The organism is Acinetobacter sp. NIPH 284 (assembly GCF_000369425.1).
Taxonomy (GTDB): Bacteria; Pseudomonadota; Gammaproteobacteria; order Pseudomonadales; family Moraxellaceae; genus Acinetobacter.
Genome location: NZ_KB850011.1, coordinates 37,714 through 52,992, shown reverse-complemented (window position 1 = coordinate 52,992; position 15,279 = coordinate 37,714). Strand labels below are relative to the sequence as shown.

Below are 15,279 nucleotides of genomic sequence, written 5' to 3'. Positions count from 1 at the left end.
TGAAAAGTGTTACAATAGTTCCGATTTTTTATTCTCAAGACTACCTATTCGGAGTCTTTACTCATAAAAGTTAGGATAAGCAATGACTGATAATGCAACTATCTTGCAGCACGTACCTGTAGGCAAAAAAGTTGGGATTGCCTTTTCTGGTGGTCTCGATACTTCAGCAGCTTTATTGTGGATGAAGCAAAAAGGCGCAGAGCCTTATGCTTATACTGCAAACTTGGGTCAACCTGATGAAGATGACTATGATGCAATTCCAAAGAAAGCTGAACAATACGGCGCAGTCAAAGCTCGATTAATCGATTGTCGTTTACAACTTGCGCTTGAAGGTATTGCAGCAATTCAATGTGGCGCATTCCACATTAGTACTGGCGGTGTTCCTTATTTCAATACCACACCTTTGGGTCGTGCAGTAACAGGTACGATGCTTGTAACGGCGATGAAAGAAGACGACGTCAACATCTGGGGCGATGGTTCAACTTATAAAGGCAACGATATTGAACGTTTCTATCGTTATGGTTTATTGACCAACCCAGCGCTTAAAATTTATAAGCCGTGGTTAGACCAAACCTTTATTGATGAGTTAGGCGGTCGTGCGGAAATGTCACAATTCTTAATCGACAACGGTTTTGACTATAAAATGTCAAAGGAAAAAGCGTATTCAACTGACTCTAATATGTTGGGTGCTACTCACGAAGCTAAGGATTTAGAATACCTCAATGCAGGTATCAAAATCGTAGACCCAATTATGGGCGTTGCTTTCTGGAAAGAAGATGTAAAAATTGATGCAGAAGAAGTATCAATTACTTTTGAAGAAGGTTTCCCTGTTGCATTAAATGGCCAGCGTATTGAAGATCCTGTTGAGCTGATCTTAGAAGCTAACCGTATCGGTGGTCGTCATGGTCTTGGTATGTCTGACCAAATTGAAAACCGTATCATCGAAGCGAAATCTCGTGGTATCTATGAAGCACCAGGTATGGCTTTATTACATATCGCTTACGAGCGCTTAGTGACTGGTATTCATAACGAAGATACGATTGAACAATACCGTATTAACGGTTTACGTTTAGGTCGCCTACTTTACCAAGGTCGTTGGTTCGATTCACAAGCATTAATGCTACGTGAAACTTCACAACGTTGGGTTGCTAAAGCGATTACAGGTACAGTGACTTTAGAATTACGTCGTGGTAATGACTACACCATCATGAACACTGAATCTCCAAACCTCACCTATGAAGCTGAGCGTTTGACCATGGAGAAAGGTGATTCGATGTTTACACCAATGGATCGTATCGGTCAGTTAACTATGCGTAACCTCGACATTACCGATACCCGTGCAAAACTCGGTATCTATACTAAAACGGGTTTACTTGCTGTTGGCCAAGGTTCTGCAATTCCACAGCTAGAAAATAAATCAAAATAAAAGATGGGTAAATTAATTTGCCCACTTAAAAAGGCTGAATGTTTGATTCAGCCTTTTTTATTATTTGAAATAAAAAGTTAAATACTCAATCATTTCATTTATAGAACAATATGTCGCAATTAAAGACTATTTATCTTCATTATGAATCAATAATATAGTCATTAAGCAAAACATAATAATTGGGAGATGAAAGATGAATGCTTATCTACATCGTAGTGAAAATCGTGGTCATGTCAAAGCAGGTTGGTTAGACACCTACCATAGCTTTTCATTTGGTAGCTGGTACAACCCGAAATATATGGGTGTCAGTGCCCTTCGCGTGATCAATGATGATACAGTTGCTGCACATAATGGTTTCGGTACTCATCCCCATGACAACATGGAAATCCTAACCTGCGTACTTGATGGCACTATTTCCCATAAAGACAGTATGGGCAATGAAGGTCAGATCAATGCGGGTGAATGGCAATTGATGAGTGCTGGAACTGGGGTCACCCACAGTGAAATGAACAAGCATGATAAAGCGGTGCATCTATTACAGATTTGGATTCAACCGAATGTGCAAGATGCCGAACCAACCTATCAGCAAATTCAGCTGAATCCAAAAGACCATCCAAACCAATGGCATTTGATTGCTGGTGATACATCTGCGCCAATGTCGATTCGTCAAAATGCGGAAGTGAAAACTGCTGTCATTGAAAAAGATCAACATTTAGAAATTACAGCACAAAAAAAAGTGAACTACGTGCATGTGATTTCAGGTGAAGTGATGATCGCCGATCATTTGGTTAAAGCAGGTGATGCTTTAGTATTCGATGAAACTGCAACCATTACTGCATTGCAAGACAGCCAAATGATTTGGTTTGATCTACCTTAATTAAACTCAGTTTATCTTGTACCCCTTGCCCCTCATGGGGTACAAGCTTTTTCTAATCATTATTGCTGCTATTATCACAACTACTTGAGTCTGAGCTCGAATCATCATTTGAGCTACATTCATCAGAACGTCTGAAATCATTATTTTGAGAAGAATCATATGAGGAGGTTGTTGATGAATATGGCTGGCTATAATCAAAATTATCTTGTGTAGGATCAGTTTTCTTGGCAAAAAAGAACAATAAAATCAAACTAATAACAATCACTATAATCATAAATATCAGCATCACAATTCCCTATCGCTATCCTAATCCTTATGACAAACTATAGCGTAAATTTGCTTTAAAAATAATGGGCATTAAAAAAGCCCGATTAACGGGCTTTTCTACAACCTTGAACATTTTTAAAAACAATCAGAATTGTTTCGTTCGTTGTTAGCTGTGTATTCAGGTCATCATATCTTTGTTCATTTAGGCAAGATTTCTCTTAAATCCCAAATAGTATATGACCTCCTTATTGATTAAATTAGCACCAATATCAGGCTGAGTCAAGATTCTAATATCTGATAAAAATTACTCAAGCATAATGAGTATAAGAAACTCATTCTAAATTGCAATTCAACCTAGTCATTCTTTTAAGCGAGTATTTAAAAAACAAATGTGATATCAATAAAAAAGCCCTAAATTATAGAAATTTAGGGCTTTTTCTATTCAAATCTTGGTAGGTATATCCAGACTCGAACTGGAGACCTCTACGATGTCAACGTAGCGCTCTAACCAACTGAGCTATACACCTAGAATGAGAGCATCATATTCATTTTTAATCAGCTTCACAAGTTTTTTTGAGATTGTTTAATTGCGATCGCACAGACTTTAAGCAGTTTCTTAAACTCTTGAATATTTTGCTGAGTATTCTGTTCTAAAAACACAATTTTTTGATATAACACAACTACTTGATGAAATGATTTTTGATCACTATCTACACTTGATAAACGCTGCATCCAAACTTGAAATGTTTCCTCTGATCTTTTATGCAAATGTTTAGGCAATTGCTTTTGAAATTGAATAATGACACGTTGATATAATTCTTGCTGGCTTGTTTGTCTCCACCAATAAAAACTAACATATACAACTAAAACTCCTGCAATACCAATAATTAAGATCAGCACATAGCTATAGCTTGAATTAAAGCCTAGCTTAGATAACCAATTTTTTTGTTTAACTGCATCGTAACCCACAACTTTGGACTGCCATTGATAACTTAAATAGTCACTCCAAACACGCATATTTTTCAAAAATTTAAATTGCTGTAGGCGCCATGCTTGTGCTTGCGCATCTCCCCAAACTTGCTGATCCTCCGCCATATAATTTTGCATTCCTGCATCTATACGTTGTGGTGCAATCATTGCTGTAGGATCGATCCTTTTCCATTTTCCATCTAAATACACTTCACTCCATGCATGAGCATCAAGTTGGCGAACTTCCCAGCTTTCCCCATCTAATGCAAACTGCCCCCCCTGATAACCTGTCACAACTCTGGCAGGGATCCCGGCATAGCGCATCAGCATCACGAAACTAGATGCATAATGTTCACAGAAACCCTTGCGACTAGAAAATAAAAATTGATCTATACGATCCCCACTTAATGTTCCTGGGGTCAGCGTATAAACGAAGTTATTCTTTCTATACCAATTAAGCACAGTTTTTATATATTTTTCAGGCAGTCGCTGACTTTGTTCAAACAGTTGACGGGCTAATTGTTGTGCTTTCTCATCGCGATCTTCATCAAATCGAGTATTAAATTCAATTTGACGTGATGATAACAAAGTAGAAGATGTTGATGTACGCCCCACCCAAAACATTTGGATAGGTTGATTACGTTTAATAAGTTTAGATGGGCGTATACTATCATCTTGATACAGTTGTAAATAACGTTCTTGTGGAATGGAATATTCTAACCCCATGATCCAATTTGCCTGTTCATCAGCAGCTAAGTATTGATAGGCAACTCCTTGAGAATTTGAAGTTACGCTTTTAATCTGTTGATTATAAAAACTACTGGTCCATGTTGTACCATCATACTCATCCAAAACCAAAGCACGCCAGTAAAGCTCCTGTCTATCTGGTAGTTGTCTCATATCTGCAACAACACGAAAAGCCAAAGCCGATGATTGTGATAGTTGTGCAATGTCTCCTGGAGACATACGATCACTAATCCCAGTAGTGGCTTGATTCTTTTGAATAGGAATTGCCCAAAGAGGTGGCAACCGAGGAAAGAAAATAAATAATATAATAAAGAACGGTGTCGCAATCCCAACAAACTTTAGAATTTGTTTAACATCATTTTTTAACTGATTGGATAATAATTGATGCTGGTTAAATAGACCAGTTTGAATCCGATACAACCCCATCAAACATATCACAAATGCTGAAAAAACCAGGACAGCCATCCAGAATGCCTGACTATGTAACAATAAACTGGCACTGACGAATAAGGCAAAGTTAAATACAATCAATAAATCACGGGTATTCTTAGCTTCCAAACTTTTCGCAAATAAACACGTACTTAAAAATGCGACTCCAGCTTCTACTCCCAGTAAAGTTTGATAATTTAAATAAATAAGACCCAAAGATAATAAAGAGAAAAAAACTAAAAATAAGCGTGGAAATGGTGAAATTTTTTGTTTTCTATATCGCCATACCAATGTAAGCCAAATAACGCCCCACAACCCGCTCAATGTCACAGGAATAAAAGCCACTTGCCCAATTAATACAAATGCCAATACCGCTAAAATGCAAAAATAGATTTGTTTGGTCATGATCTTAGGCCTGTGCAAGTAGAAGTTTTGCTTGAAGAAGCTGCATCTGCCCCTGACCACTTTCTAATCTTGCATGTGGCAGTATCAATGCATAATCATGACCAAGTTGTTCACATTGCTCAATTAATCCCATCATAAAGCTTAATTTTTCCTCATGACTTTGTGCAGGGATTTTTTGATAATCAATTTCTAAATGTTGATGATTGGCTTGAGCCTCAAACATTTTGATAAAAAAGCCCTGTCCTCGAGCAACTTGCTTCCATGCCACATTTTGATAAGAATCACCTTGTTGAAAGGCCCTAAGCTCCTTAAATTCATCTAAACTATCGTTCGCATTGGTTGGTTGGTTTTTATGTTCTTTTTGCCAATCATGCGCTTTAGGTGCAATCCACACTTTTTGTTTTGGATATAAATAAGTCCAAGCTCGCACCAAACCTAAAGGATAGGTCGAATAAATTTTCATCGCACCAAATTCAAATAAACCACGCTGCTTCGGAAAAAAAGCCAGTTCGAAGGTCTGTTGTTGCTGATCTAAATAAATTAATTGTTCTTGTTGCAGCCATTGAATACGTAAATATCGGGTCATTACCGATGGCTGATTAAAGCGAAGTTTTAAAATGAAAGGCTGATCGACTTGCCCAACTTCAGCTGCAATCAGATCAATTTGTAAAACATGCAATTGCTTGAATGTGAGATAAAAATTAATCCATAAAATTGCACTGATTAGAAAACAAAAACCTAAAATCAAATTATTTGCATAGTTAATCCCTGCAATAAAGGTAATTAGAATCAGAATGAGATATAGAAAACCCTGCTTATAAATAAAAACCAAAACATCTTTCTGTAACAGGGTTTTAGTCCCATTAACCTGAAAGCGTTTCGCAATCCACTGCTGAATCCTTTGCATAAGCCAATCTCAACTATAAGACATCAACCGATTGCAAAATTTGTTTTACCTCCATTTCGCCTAAACTTAAACGATGAGCAACCACGGCAACAAAAATGGTTTGCACATCATCAGTAGTCACAAAGCTGCGACCTTCAACCAGTGCATAAGCTTGTGCAGCAGCTTTTAATGCCAATACTCCACGTGTTGATAAGCCATGCCGTTGTTTACGTGTTTCAGCAACCAAATCTAAAATATAATTGAGTACAGCATCACTTAGAAAAACCTGTTTTGCTAATTCACGTAATTGCAAAATATCAACTTGCGTAAATACCGCTTCTAATTGATGAATTAAAACCTGACGTGAGCTTTGTTGTAACAGTAGTTTTTCAGCTTGACGAGACGGATAACCGAGCGATAAACGCATCAAGAAACGGTCAAGTTGTGACTCAGGCAAAGCATAAGTTCCACTTTGAAATAGTGGATTCTGCGTTGCCAGCACCCAAAATGGTTGCGGTAAGTCATAATGTGTTCCATCAACAGTGACCGCACCTTCTTCCATAGCTTCAAGTAATGCACTCTGTGTTTTTGGACTACAACGATTGATCTCATCTGCCAATAAAATCTGAGTAAAAATTGGACCTTTCTTGAACTCAAATAAATGTTCTTTTTGATTAAAAATATTGATCCCAATGACATCACTCGCCAACATGTCATTGGTAAATTGAATCCGCTGAAAATGCAGCCCTGCTAGACGAGCTAAGGCACTAGCCAGAGTCGTTTTACCCAATCCTGGTAAATCTTCAAACAATACATGGCCACCTGCCAATAAACAGGTCAGCGCTAATTTAGTTTGTTGTGGTTTATCTAAAATAAGTTGATTCACTTCAACCAAAAAACGTTCGATTTTCTGAGTAAAATTTTTAATATTTTGCTCTACTTCTTGATTTTTTTTTTCTTGAATAGAAGCTTTTTCCATGCCCCACATAATGTAATCCTCAAACTAAAACAGTGCATGATTCAACATACACTGTTTTAGTTTTTTTTCAAAGAAATCAAATGACTTCTAGCAAGGACATTTTTTCAAATTCCCACCTGATGATGGATAACGCACATCAATACAATGACGATAAAAGGTCTTAGCATCCATTGGCGTTAAATCTGGATGATGCGCTTGCATATGCTTTACGTAATTTTCATAATCAGGCACACCCACCATCAAACGAAAACTTTTTTGCAAGTTTTGCCATAAAGTTGCAATACGAGACCAGTTTTTGGGCGAAAAGATCAGGTGTTTTTGCGACATGATCGTAAACTTAATGATCTTCACAATCACAGCACTTCCTTGCCTAGCAATTTTAAAATCCATCACGACTCTCCCTTCACTGTTTCTGCTGTCATTGCAGTTTCAGTAAATACGACAGGTGCTTCATTTACTGTTGGGACAGGGCTTTGTAAAGCACGACGAATAATTCCGATTGATGCAATAATCATAACAATTGCAACAATCATAAAGAATCCACAAAGTACTGCATTAATCTGATTCGACAACACAATCGTCTGCATCTCAGCAACTGACTTCGCAGGTGCAAGTACATCACCACGTGCAATTGCATCAGAGAAACGATTCGCTTGAGCAAGGAAGCCAATCTTCGGATTTTCGTGGAAAATCTTTTGCCAACCCGCCGTCATAGAAGTAATAAATAGGAAAATCGTTGGAACAATCGTTACCCAAACATACTTCTCTTTCTTCATCTTGAATAAAATAACTGTACCCAAGATCAATGCCATTGAAGCGAGAATTTGATTTCCAATTCCAAATAATGGCCATAAAGAATTAATGCCACCAAGTGGGTCAACTACGCCTTGATAAACGAAGAAGCCCCAACCTGCAACTGCCACAGACGTCCCAACCAAATTTCCAAAGAATGAACCTGATTGTTTTACTGCAGGCACAACAATCCCAACGGTATCCTGTACCATGAAGCGACAAGCACGTGTTCCCGCATCCACTGCAGTTAAAATAAATAATGCTTCAAATAAAATGGCAAAGTGATACCAAAATGCCATCATTGCACGACTATTGAAAATTTCCGAAATGATATGAGCCATACCAATCGCAAAAGTTGGCGCTCCACCAGTACGAGAAAGGATTGAACTTTCACCAACCTCCTGAGCAAGCACAGTCAGCATCTCAGGTGTAACGATAAAACCTAGATTACGCACCGCTTCCGCAGCAGTATCTACCGTTGTACCCAGAACTGCCGCTGGTGCATTAATCGCAAAATAAATCCCTGGATCAAGTACGGTTGCGCAGATCATTGCCATGATACCGACAAATGATTCCATCAACATGCCGCCATAACCGATCATACGAATATTGACTTCGTTATCGACCAATTTTGGAGTTGTTCCTGAAGAAACTAGCGCATGGAAACCTGAAATCGCACCACAGGCAATGGTAATAAAAAGAAATGGAAATAAACTACCTGCAAATACAGGACCTGTACCATCGACAAAATGAGTCACCGCAGGCATTTTGAGTTCAGGCATTGCAAAGATAATTCCAATCGCCAGACCTGCAATTACACCAATTTTAAGGAAGGTTGATAAATAGTCACGAGGCGCTAACAATAACCACACAGGCAATACTGACGCAATAAAGCCATAAATGATGAGTGCCCAAGTTAGTTGAGTTCCAGTTAAGGTGAACAATTGCCCCCAGTAAGGGTCTTTTGCTACATCACCACCAAAGACAATCGCCGCCATCATTAGCACAAAGCCAATGATCGAAACCTCAGCAATTTTCCCTGGGCGTAGATAACGCATGTATATGCCCATGAATAATGCAATTGGGATGGTTGCTGCGATACTGAACACCCCCCACGGACTATGCGCCAAAGCTTTTACGACAACCAATGCAAGTACCGCAAGAATGATAATCATGACACCGAGCGTACCCAACATCACAATAACACCTGCGAAAGTACCTAACTCCTGTTTTGCCATTTCACCCAAAGACCGACCATCACGCCGAGTTGAGATAAATAGCACAAGAAAATCTTGTACCGCGCCTGCAATCACCACACCGACCAAAAGCCAAATGGTTCCTGGTAAGTAACCCATTTGCGCTGCAAGAATTGGCCCAACCAAAGGCCCTGCACCTGCGATAGCGGCGAAATGATGTCCAAATAAAACGTATTTATTAGTGGGCACATAATCCAGACCATCATTCAAACGATGTGCTGGTGTTAAGCGTTTAGAATTTAATTCAAAGACTTTTGTTGCAATAAATAAACTGTAGAACCGATATGCAATACTATAAACACAAACCGCAGCAAGAACGAGCCAAACTGCATTGACATGCTCTCCACGACTTACCGCCAAAATTCCAAATGAAATTGCACCAATGATGGCAACTAAACTCCACAGAATTTTTGAGGATAGCGTCGACTTTGCTTGTACTGTCTCCATTCAGAACCTCTCAAATACATAAGCTGTAGTTTTGGATTTCCCTTCCTATGTTTTCTTTAGAAGAAATATCTTTGTAAGTCTATCTGTTATTAAAAATGATTTATCTAATACTTTGGCATAAAAAAAGGGATGATTGTTTAATCATCCCTTCGATAATCGTATAGCTTACGTAGCATTACTACTTATTTACGATTATGCGCGCTCTAGGTAATCACCTGTACGCGTATCAACACGAACACTTTCTTCTTGCTGAACGAATAATGGAACACGTACTACTGCACCTGTTTCAAGTTTCGCTGGCTTACCGCCACCGCCAGAAGTATCACCACGTACACCTGGGTCAGTCTCAACAATTTTAAGCACAACAAAGTTCGGTGGACTCACTGTTAAAGGTACGCCATTGAAGAGCATGATGGTACATTTTTCATTTGAATCATCTTTTAACCATTTTGCAGCGTCGCCCATTGCTGTTTTATCAGCAGCGATTTGCTCAAAAGTTACTGGATCCATAAAGTTCCACATTTCGCCATCGTTGTAGAGGTATTCCATTTCTACTTCTACGATATCAGCAGCTTCTAAAGAATCACCTGATTTGAATGTTTTTTCCAATACCTTACCAGAACGCAGGTTACGCAGTTTCACACGGTTGAACGCCTGACCTTTACCTGGTTTTACATATTCGTTTTCCATGATTGAACATGGGTTGCCATCAAGCATAACCTTGAGGCCTGCTTTAAAATCATTTGTAGAATAATAGGCCATGAAAGGCTCACTCCAAACTTAAAACTCAAATCTATTAGTGCTAGACTACGCGCACAGCTTAGGCTATCACTATTTTAACGTATGGCATGATAAACTATTTACATCAAGAGAAAAACTGGCAATCACAACTCAGTGATCTAATTACTGATCCTTTGGAGTTGTTAAATCTGCTTGAATTATCCACCAAGCAATTATTATCAGGGGCAATACTTGCCTCTGAACAGTTTAAATTACGCGTTCCACGTGCATTCGTCGGAAAAATGCGTATTGGGGATCCATTTGATCCTTTGCTATTACAGGTTTTACCACACCATCTTGAACTTCAAGAACATCCTGAATTTGTTACTGACCCATTAGGTGAGGAAGCAGCCAATCAAATGGCTGGTGTCTTACACAAATACCAGTCTCGCTTTTTACTGACCTTAACAGGTGCATGCGCAATTCACTGCCGTTATTGTTTCCGCCGCCATTTTCCATATCAAGAAAATTTACCTAAAAATGATGATTGGCTAAATATAAAACAATATATTGAAGACAACCCTGCCATCAATGAAATCATTCTCAGTGGGGGCGATCCTTTAACTTTATCTAATCGAAAAATAGCACTTTGGATAGAGCGATTAGAATCTTTACCTCAACTCAAAATATTGAGAATCCATTCACGAGTTCCAGTTGTTATTCCCAATCGTATCGATGAAGAGCTTATTTCTATTTTAAAAAACAGTAGGCTACGCATTGTAGTAGTGATACACTCAAATCATGCTTCAGAACTTGATGATTTCACGTGTTCAAAGTTATTACAGTTATCATTACATCATATTACTGTGTTAAATCAGGCAGTTTTACTTAAAGGTGTGAATGACTCTGCAACATCTTTAACTCATCTAAGTTATCGACTATTTGAAGCGAGGGTTATGCCCTATTACTTACATGTATTGGATAAAGTAAAAGGTGCTCAACATTTTGACTTAAGATCTTCAGAGATAGATCATATATACAGTGATGTATTAGCGAGTTTACCTGGATATTTAGTTCCAAAACTCGTCAGGGAAATTGCGGGCGAAAAAAATAAAACACCGCTTTTTGGGGTTCAAACGTTCTGAGATTGATTACAATGATGAATAATGCATTTTCGGATATTTTTCAAATTCCCACTGTTTTAAGACGGGATAAACTCAGTTTTTGTGATGCAAACGCAAAAAGTTTAACAGAATGGATTTCAACCCTCTCAATTATGCAGTTGGGTGATACTTCAAAAGCATTGTTTGCAGCTTTATTAGAGCTTTGTGAATTAGATTGTTCAGAAACATTACGCTTTGATCTCATTCAGACCTTACATCCAACGATTGAAAATATTTTAGGTAGCCTAGAGAAAAACTTTTTTAATCAGGGTGTAATCAGTTCAGATCGTAATGAGCACATTATTGAACTGGCAATGCTGTTACGCTGCTATTTTGCGGCTATTTATATCAATATTGTTCGCCGCAGTAGCGAACAATTGGAAAATCGAAAATTTTCTATTTTTGCACTAAACCAAAAGAAAAATTTACATACTGCTAGAACACTTGCAACTTTCCAAGCATTACAACAACTTACGCAGCTTCTTTATCAACAACACATGTTATATAGTGAACCTGTTGCAGGACAGTGGCTCATTGCACATCAATTATACGATGCAGCAGTGACACATAAGTATCATCATGTGACTATTGAACAGGCGCAAACCAAGCCAAATAGCCTGAATAATATTGCTCAGGCCTATGCTCAATTAATTTTGATGGATATTTTTAATACCAATCAAATTCGTCAAACAGAAATTCAAGCCCTATTTCAATGCAGTTTTGACTGGGCCAAAATGCTACAGCTCTTATCTAAAGAGACTGATTTAACTAAATACGTTGTTGATACAACTAAAGATCATCCGCCAATATACAACAAAAAACAAAGTTCAGGATTTAATCCTAATATCTTTATTAGTACAAATGGTTTACTTGATCATGTGACAGCAACATTACATAAAAATGCTGAATACATTTCTAAGAATGAAAAGATTTATCTCACACCCGCTCTAAAATTCCACGTTCAGACCATTTTAGGATCTACGGCAGAACGTCGCCATGAACGCTATGAATATTCCGCTCAACTACATATTTGTTTTGGACTCTTAACAGCCCACTTCTATTTATCCAAAGCAAAAAACTTCGGTGAAACATTACTCTTAGAGCACGGGTATGGACTACAAAGCGAATCAAAATTTTTATCAACTTGGGATAAAAAAGATTCTTCTGGCAATCAAGAATCCTCAATCCAGCGTTTAAGCCGAGAAAACAAAGCCATTTATCAAGCGGATATTTTAGATATTAGTGTTAATGGTTATCGAATTAAATGGTCAGCCGAAGCACCAAAAAATCTAAGAACTGGCGAATATATTCTTGTAAAAGAAACCTCTCATGGACATTGGCGCGGCGGTGTAATTCGTTGGTTAAAGCAATCAAGTGAAAAAAGTTTAGAATTAGGCTTAGAGGTTTTAGCACAAGAAATTTTCCCTTGTGCAGTTCGCGTACAAGCAGATCGTCATATTAGCAATTATTACCCTGCGCTTATTTTAAAAAATCAAAATTTAGATGAAACTAAAACAACAATAATTTTGCCAGGCTCGCAAATTTTTCGCGAACAGCAAGCTGTTCATTTGAGATTAGGGAAAGAGGAAGTAAAAGTGTATCTGTTGACTGCACAACTAATTACCCAAAGTTTTGTTCAATTCGACTTTGAACTACTTAATGAAGAAGAACAACCCGTTCTTAATAAATTTATTGCGCAAAAAAATATGGATACAAATAACCAAGATTTATGGGAAGCATTGAAGTGAGAAATCCTTTACTCTCTAAAAAATTGAAACGAACTGAAACGCGCTTACTCATTATTGATGATAACCAATTAAGGTATAATCAAGTTTTAGAGCTATTTGCGCAGCAAGAACATCAAGTACAGGCTATTTTACTTGATGATTTAAAAACTTTTGAAAAACAATTGAATTTGCCTTGGGATATTGTAATTTTTGGACGTGCTTACGATCTAAAAATCGAACAAACGCTTTCTCTTATTCATGCATCCGCACAACCAAGTTTACCCATTCTACTGCTTGAGCCAGATGACTATAATTCAGCGCTATATCAAAATTACATTCATAAAGGTATTTATGATGTTGTGAACTTAAAGGCGCCAGAAGAATTTTATATCAGTATTATTAGATCACTTTCATTCAGTCGTTTAGTACAAGCAGAGCACCGTTTACTTACCGAATTAGAGGCAGCTCAAACACAAGCCCAATCACTTGTTGCTGAAACACATAAAGCAGTTGCAATTCTACAAGAAGGTATTCATATCAAAGCGAATGCTGAATATGCTCACCTATTTGGTTTCGACAGCGAAGATGACGTCATTGGCTTACCAATACTTGATATTTTACAACCTAAAGATTTAGGCCAGTTTAAATTACGCTTTAAAAGAATTTCCCAAGGCTTATTCGAACAAGCACGCTTTGAAATTCGCACCCAAAATCCAATGGTTAAGAATAATCTTTTAAATGTTGAGTTCTTACCCTCTGGTAATGATGATGAAATACAACTGAATATTGAATGTGAATCATCATCAACTGTTGTTTCAGCAGCAACTGCCACGACTACTTCAGTGCAAAGTGAAAAAGCCTCTGGTATCATCTCAGCACTGCAACAAATTAATCGAAATTTAGCAAATCACCCAGCCAATGCAAATGCGCTCATCTTATTTAGCCTGAATAATTGTCCAAACGAAGTTTTTCAAACTGACTGGCGTGGAACTAAAGCTTATTTTTCAAATATTGCAAATTTCATTAAAGAACAAGTTAATGTTCCAATTTATCAAATAGAAACGGCTTTGTATGTTGGGCTTATTCAAGCTGAATCAAAAACAGTTTTAAACTCTTTGCTTATAGGCTTGAATGGTTTACAAAAACCTCAGTTATTGGTCACTGAAAACCACACTTTCCCATTACATTTAAAACTGGGCTATCAAGAACTAGACCAACAAATATTAGATGATGCTCATTTTGAGAAAATCATTTCTCGAGCATTTACGCATGCACTACCAGTCTTGAAAAATGCATCGATTGACAGTGATATTAGCCTGACAACTGATAAAATTTCAATGTCGATGGAAGTCAATCTTTTAGAAGAGCTCAGAAGCAAATTAGATAAGGGTGATATACATCTAAAATATCAGCAGCTTTATGATAAACAAGATCAATTCACTCATACCTATGAAGTATTTGGCGGTATTATTCATAATAATCAATGGTTAGACTTGATGGATCTTAGTGATCTAAAAGATGATCATGAATTATCGGCTCAGTTAGACCGTTGGGTATTAGTAGAAGCTTGTAAACAATTACACAACTTCATTACCCAATATCCAAAAGCTAAATTAATTATTAATCTGAATCATCATATTTTATTCAATGACAGAAAATTATCCGAATTGGTCGCTAAATTATTGACAATTATTGGAAGCAAACAAGCTCATCCTTTAATTCTGCAGTTTTCAGAGCAAGCTCTTCAGCAAAATTTATCACAGGCTCAATCTCTGATTGCATCACTTCGTCAACACGGCGCTGAGATCTCTATTCGTAACTTTGGTGATTCTCTTTATAGTGACTCAATTCTTCAACAGATCGATACGCAGTATTTAAGCTTCCATCGAAAATTAGCGAAGATGCTAGGATCTGAAAAAGAAATGGCAATTCTACAAGAGAAAATTCTTCATTTTATTGCTGAAAAGCAAGTTGAGATTTTACTCACCGAACTCAATGACATGAGTTTGTTCGCGAATGCATGGAATGTCGAAGCCCGCTTCTTGCAAGGTAACTACTTCCAAAAGAAACTTGATCGTTTAACTGACGTACAAGACCAATAGAAATTCCTCCCTAACCCTCCTTTGATAAAGGAGGGAATATCAAAAGGCATAAAAAAAACGGACATATCGCCCGTTTTTTTGTTTTCT

The 15,279-nt window shown here is 37.6% G+C and carries 12 protein-coding genes and 1 tRNA gene; 5 read left to right on the top strand and 8 right to left on the bottom strand.

All coding sequences use genetic code 11. The annotated features are described in order from the left end of the window. Nucleotides 1-82: 82 nt before the first annotated feature. On the top strand, nt 83-1,426 hold the full coding sequence (gene argG, locus F908_RS06285; protein ID WP_005159370.1) for an argininosuccinate synthase: 1,344 nt from the start codon (nt 83-85) through the stop codon (nt 1,424-1,426). A 193-nt stretch (nt 1,427-1,619) separates the two neighbouring features. Then, complete coding sequence (locus F908_RS06280; RefSeq protein ID WP_005159368.1) at nt 1,620-2,303, top strand: pirin family protein; 684 nt, start codon at nt 1,620-1,622, stop codon at nt 2,301-2,303. Nucleotides 2,304-2,355: 52 nt separating this feature from the next. On the opposite strand, the gene F908_RS16250 is transcribed toward F908_RS06280, so the two are convergent. The 8 genes from F908_RS16250 to efp form a co-directional block, all read right to left on the bottom strand. Then, nucleotides 2,356-2,589, bottom strand: a complete 234-nt coding sequence (locus F908_RS16250; RefSeq protein WP_005159364.1) for a hypothetical protein — start codon at nt 2,587-2,589, stop codon at nt 2,356-2,358. A 431-nt stretch (nt 2,590-3,020) separates the two neighbouring features. Further along, a tRNA-Val gene (locus tag F908_RS06270) sits at nt 3,021-3,097 on the bottom strand. A 34-nt stretch (nt 3,098-3,131) separates the two neighbouring features. Next, nucleotides 3,132-5,120 (bottom strand): transglutaminase TgpA family protein, encoded by a 1,989-nt coding sequence (locus F908_RS06265; protein ID WP_005159361.1) that lies wholly within the window; start codon nt 5,118-5,120, stop codon nt 3,132-3,134. A 4-nt stretch (nt 5,121-5,124) separates the two neighbouring features. Then, complete coding sequence (locus F908_RS06260) at nt 5,125-6,027, bottom strand: DUF58 domain-containing protein (protein ID WP_005159358.1); 903 nt, start codon at nt 6,025-6,027, stop codon at nt 5,125-5,127. Between the two features lie 13 nt (nt 6,028-6,040). Further along, nucleotides 6,041-6,994, bottom strand: coding sequence for an AAA family ATPase (locus F908_RS06255; RefSeq protein WP_005159355.1), 954 nt, complete (start codon nt 6,992-6,994; stop codon nt 6,041-6,043). Nucleotides 6,995-7,072: 78 nt separating this feature from the next. After that, complete coding sequence (locus F908_RS06250; protein ID WP_171063555.1) at nt 7,073-7,378, bottom strand: YbdD/YjiX family protein; 306 nt, start codon at nt 7,376-7,378, stop codon at nt 7,073-7,075. Next, nucleotides 7,375-9,480: a carbon starvation CstA family protein gene (locus F908_RS06245; protein WP_005159350.1), complete on the bottom strand. Its 2,106-nt coding sequence runs from the start codon at nt 9,478-9,480 to the stop codon at nt 7,375-7,377. The genes F908_RS06250 and F908_RS06245 overlap by 4 nt, the downstream gene beginning before the upstream one ends. Before the next feature lie 192 nt (nt 9,481-9,672). Then, nucleotides 9,673-10,242, bottom strand: coding sequence for an elongation factor P (gene efp, locus F908_RS06240; protein ID WP_004913097.1), 570 nt, complete (start codon nt 10,240-10,242; stop codon nt 9,673-9,675). 86 nt (nt 10,243-10,328) lie between these two features. On the opposite strand from efp, the gene epmB reads away from it, so the two are divergent. The 3 genes from epmB to F908_RS06225 are packed head-to-tail and all read left to right on the top strand — an operon-like array spanning nt 10,329 to nt 15,192. Further along, nucleotides 10,329-11,345, top strand: a complete 1,017-nt coding sequence (gene epmB, locus F908_RS06235; RefSeq protein WP_005159348.1) for an EF-P beta-lysylation protein EpmB — start codon at nt 10,329-10,331, stop codon at nt 11,343-11,345. 11 nt (nt 11,346-11,356) lie between these two features. Next, the gene (locus F908_RS06230; RefSeq protein WP_005159344.1) at nt 11,357-13,111 is read left to right on the top strand and encodes a hypothetical protein; all 1,755 of its coding nucleotides are present in this window, start codon (nt 11,357-11,359) and stop codon (nt 13,109-13,111) included. Then, nucleotides 13,093-15,192, top strand: coding sequence for an EAL domain-containing protein (locus tag F908_RS06225; protein WP_034602675.1), 2,100 nt, complete (start codon nt 13,093-13,095; stop codon nt 15,190-15,192). Before F908_RS06230 ends, F908_RS06225 begins: the two co-directional genes overlap by 19 nt. The last annotated feature ends 87 nt before the right edge of the window (nt 15,193-15,279 follow it).

Bases quoted from the DNA above. Each gene is read 5' to 3' on its own strand.
- F908_RS06225 (WP_034602675.1), top strand. From the start codon at position 13,093: ATGGGAAGCATTGAAGTGAGAAATCCTTTACTCTCTAAAAAATTGAAA.
- F908_RS06265 (WP_005159361.1), bottom strand. From the start codon at position 5,120: ATGACCAAACAAATCTATTTTTGCATTTTAGCGGTATTGGCATTTGTA.
- F908_RS06255 (WP_005159355.1), bottom strand. From the start codon at position 6,994: ATGTGGGGCATGGAAAAAGCTTCTATTCAAGAAAAAAAAAATCAAGAA.
- F908_RS06280 (WP_005159368.1), top strand. From the start codon at position 1,620: ATGAATGCTTATCTACATCGTAGTGAAAATCGTGGTCATGTCAAAGCA.
- F908_RS16250 (WP_005159364.1), bottom strand. From the start codon at position 2,589: ATGCTGATATTTATGATTATAGTGATTGTTATTAGTTTGATTTTATTG.
- F908_RS06260 (WP_005159358.1), bottom strand. From the start codon at position 6,027: ATGCAAAGGATTCAGCAGTGGATTGCGAAACGCTTTCAGGTTAATGGG.
- F908_RS06230 (WP_005159344.1), top strand. From the start codon at position 11,357: ATGATGAATAATGCATTTTCGGATATTTTTCAAATTCCCACTGTTTTA.
- efp (WP_004913097.1), bottom strand. From the start codon at position 10,242: ATGGCCTATTATTCTACAAATGATTTTAAAGCAGGCCTCAAGGTTATG.
- argG (WP_005159370.1), top strand. From the start codon at position 83: ATGACTGATAATGCAACTATCTTGCAGCACGTACCTGTAGGCAAAAAA.
- F908_RS06245 (WP_005159350.1), bottom strand. From the start codon at position 9,480: ATGGAGACAGTACAAGCAAAGTCGACGCTATCCTCAAAAATTCTGTGG.
- epmB (WP_005159348.1), top strand. From the start codon at position 10,329: ATGATAAACTATTTACATCAAGAGAAAAACTGGCAATCACAACTCAGT.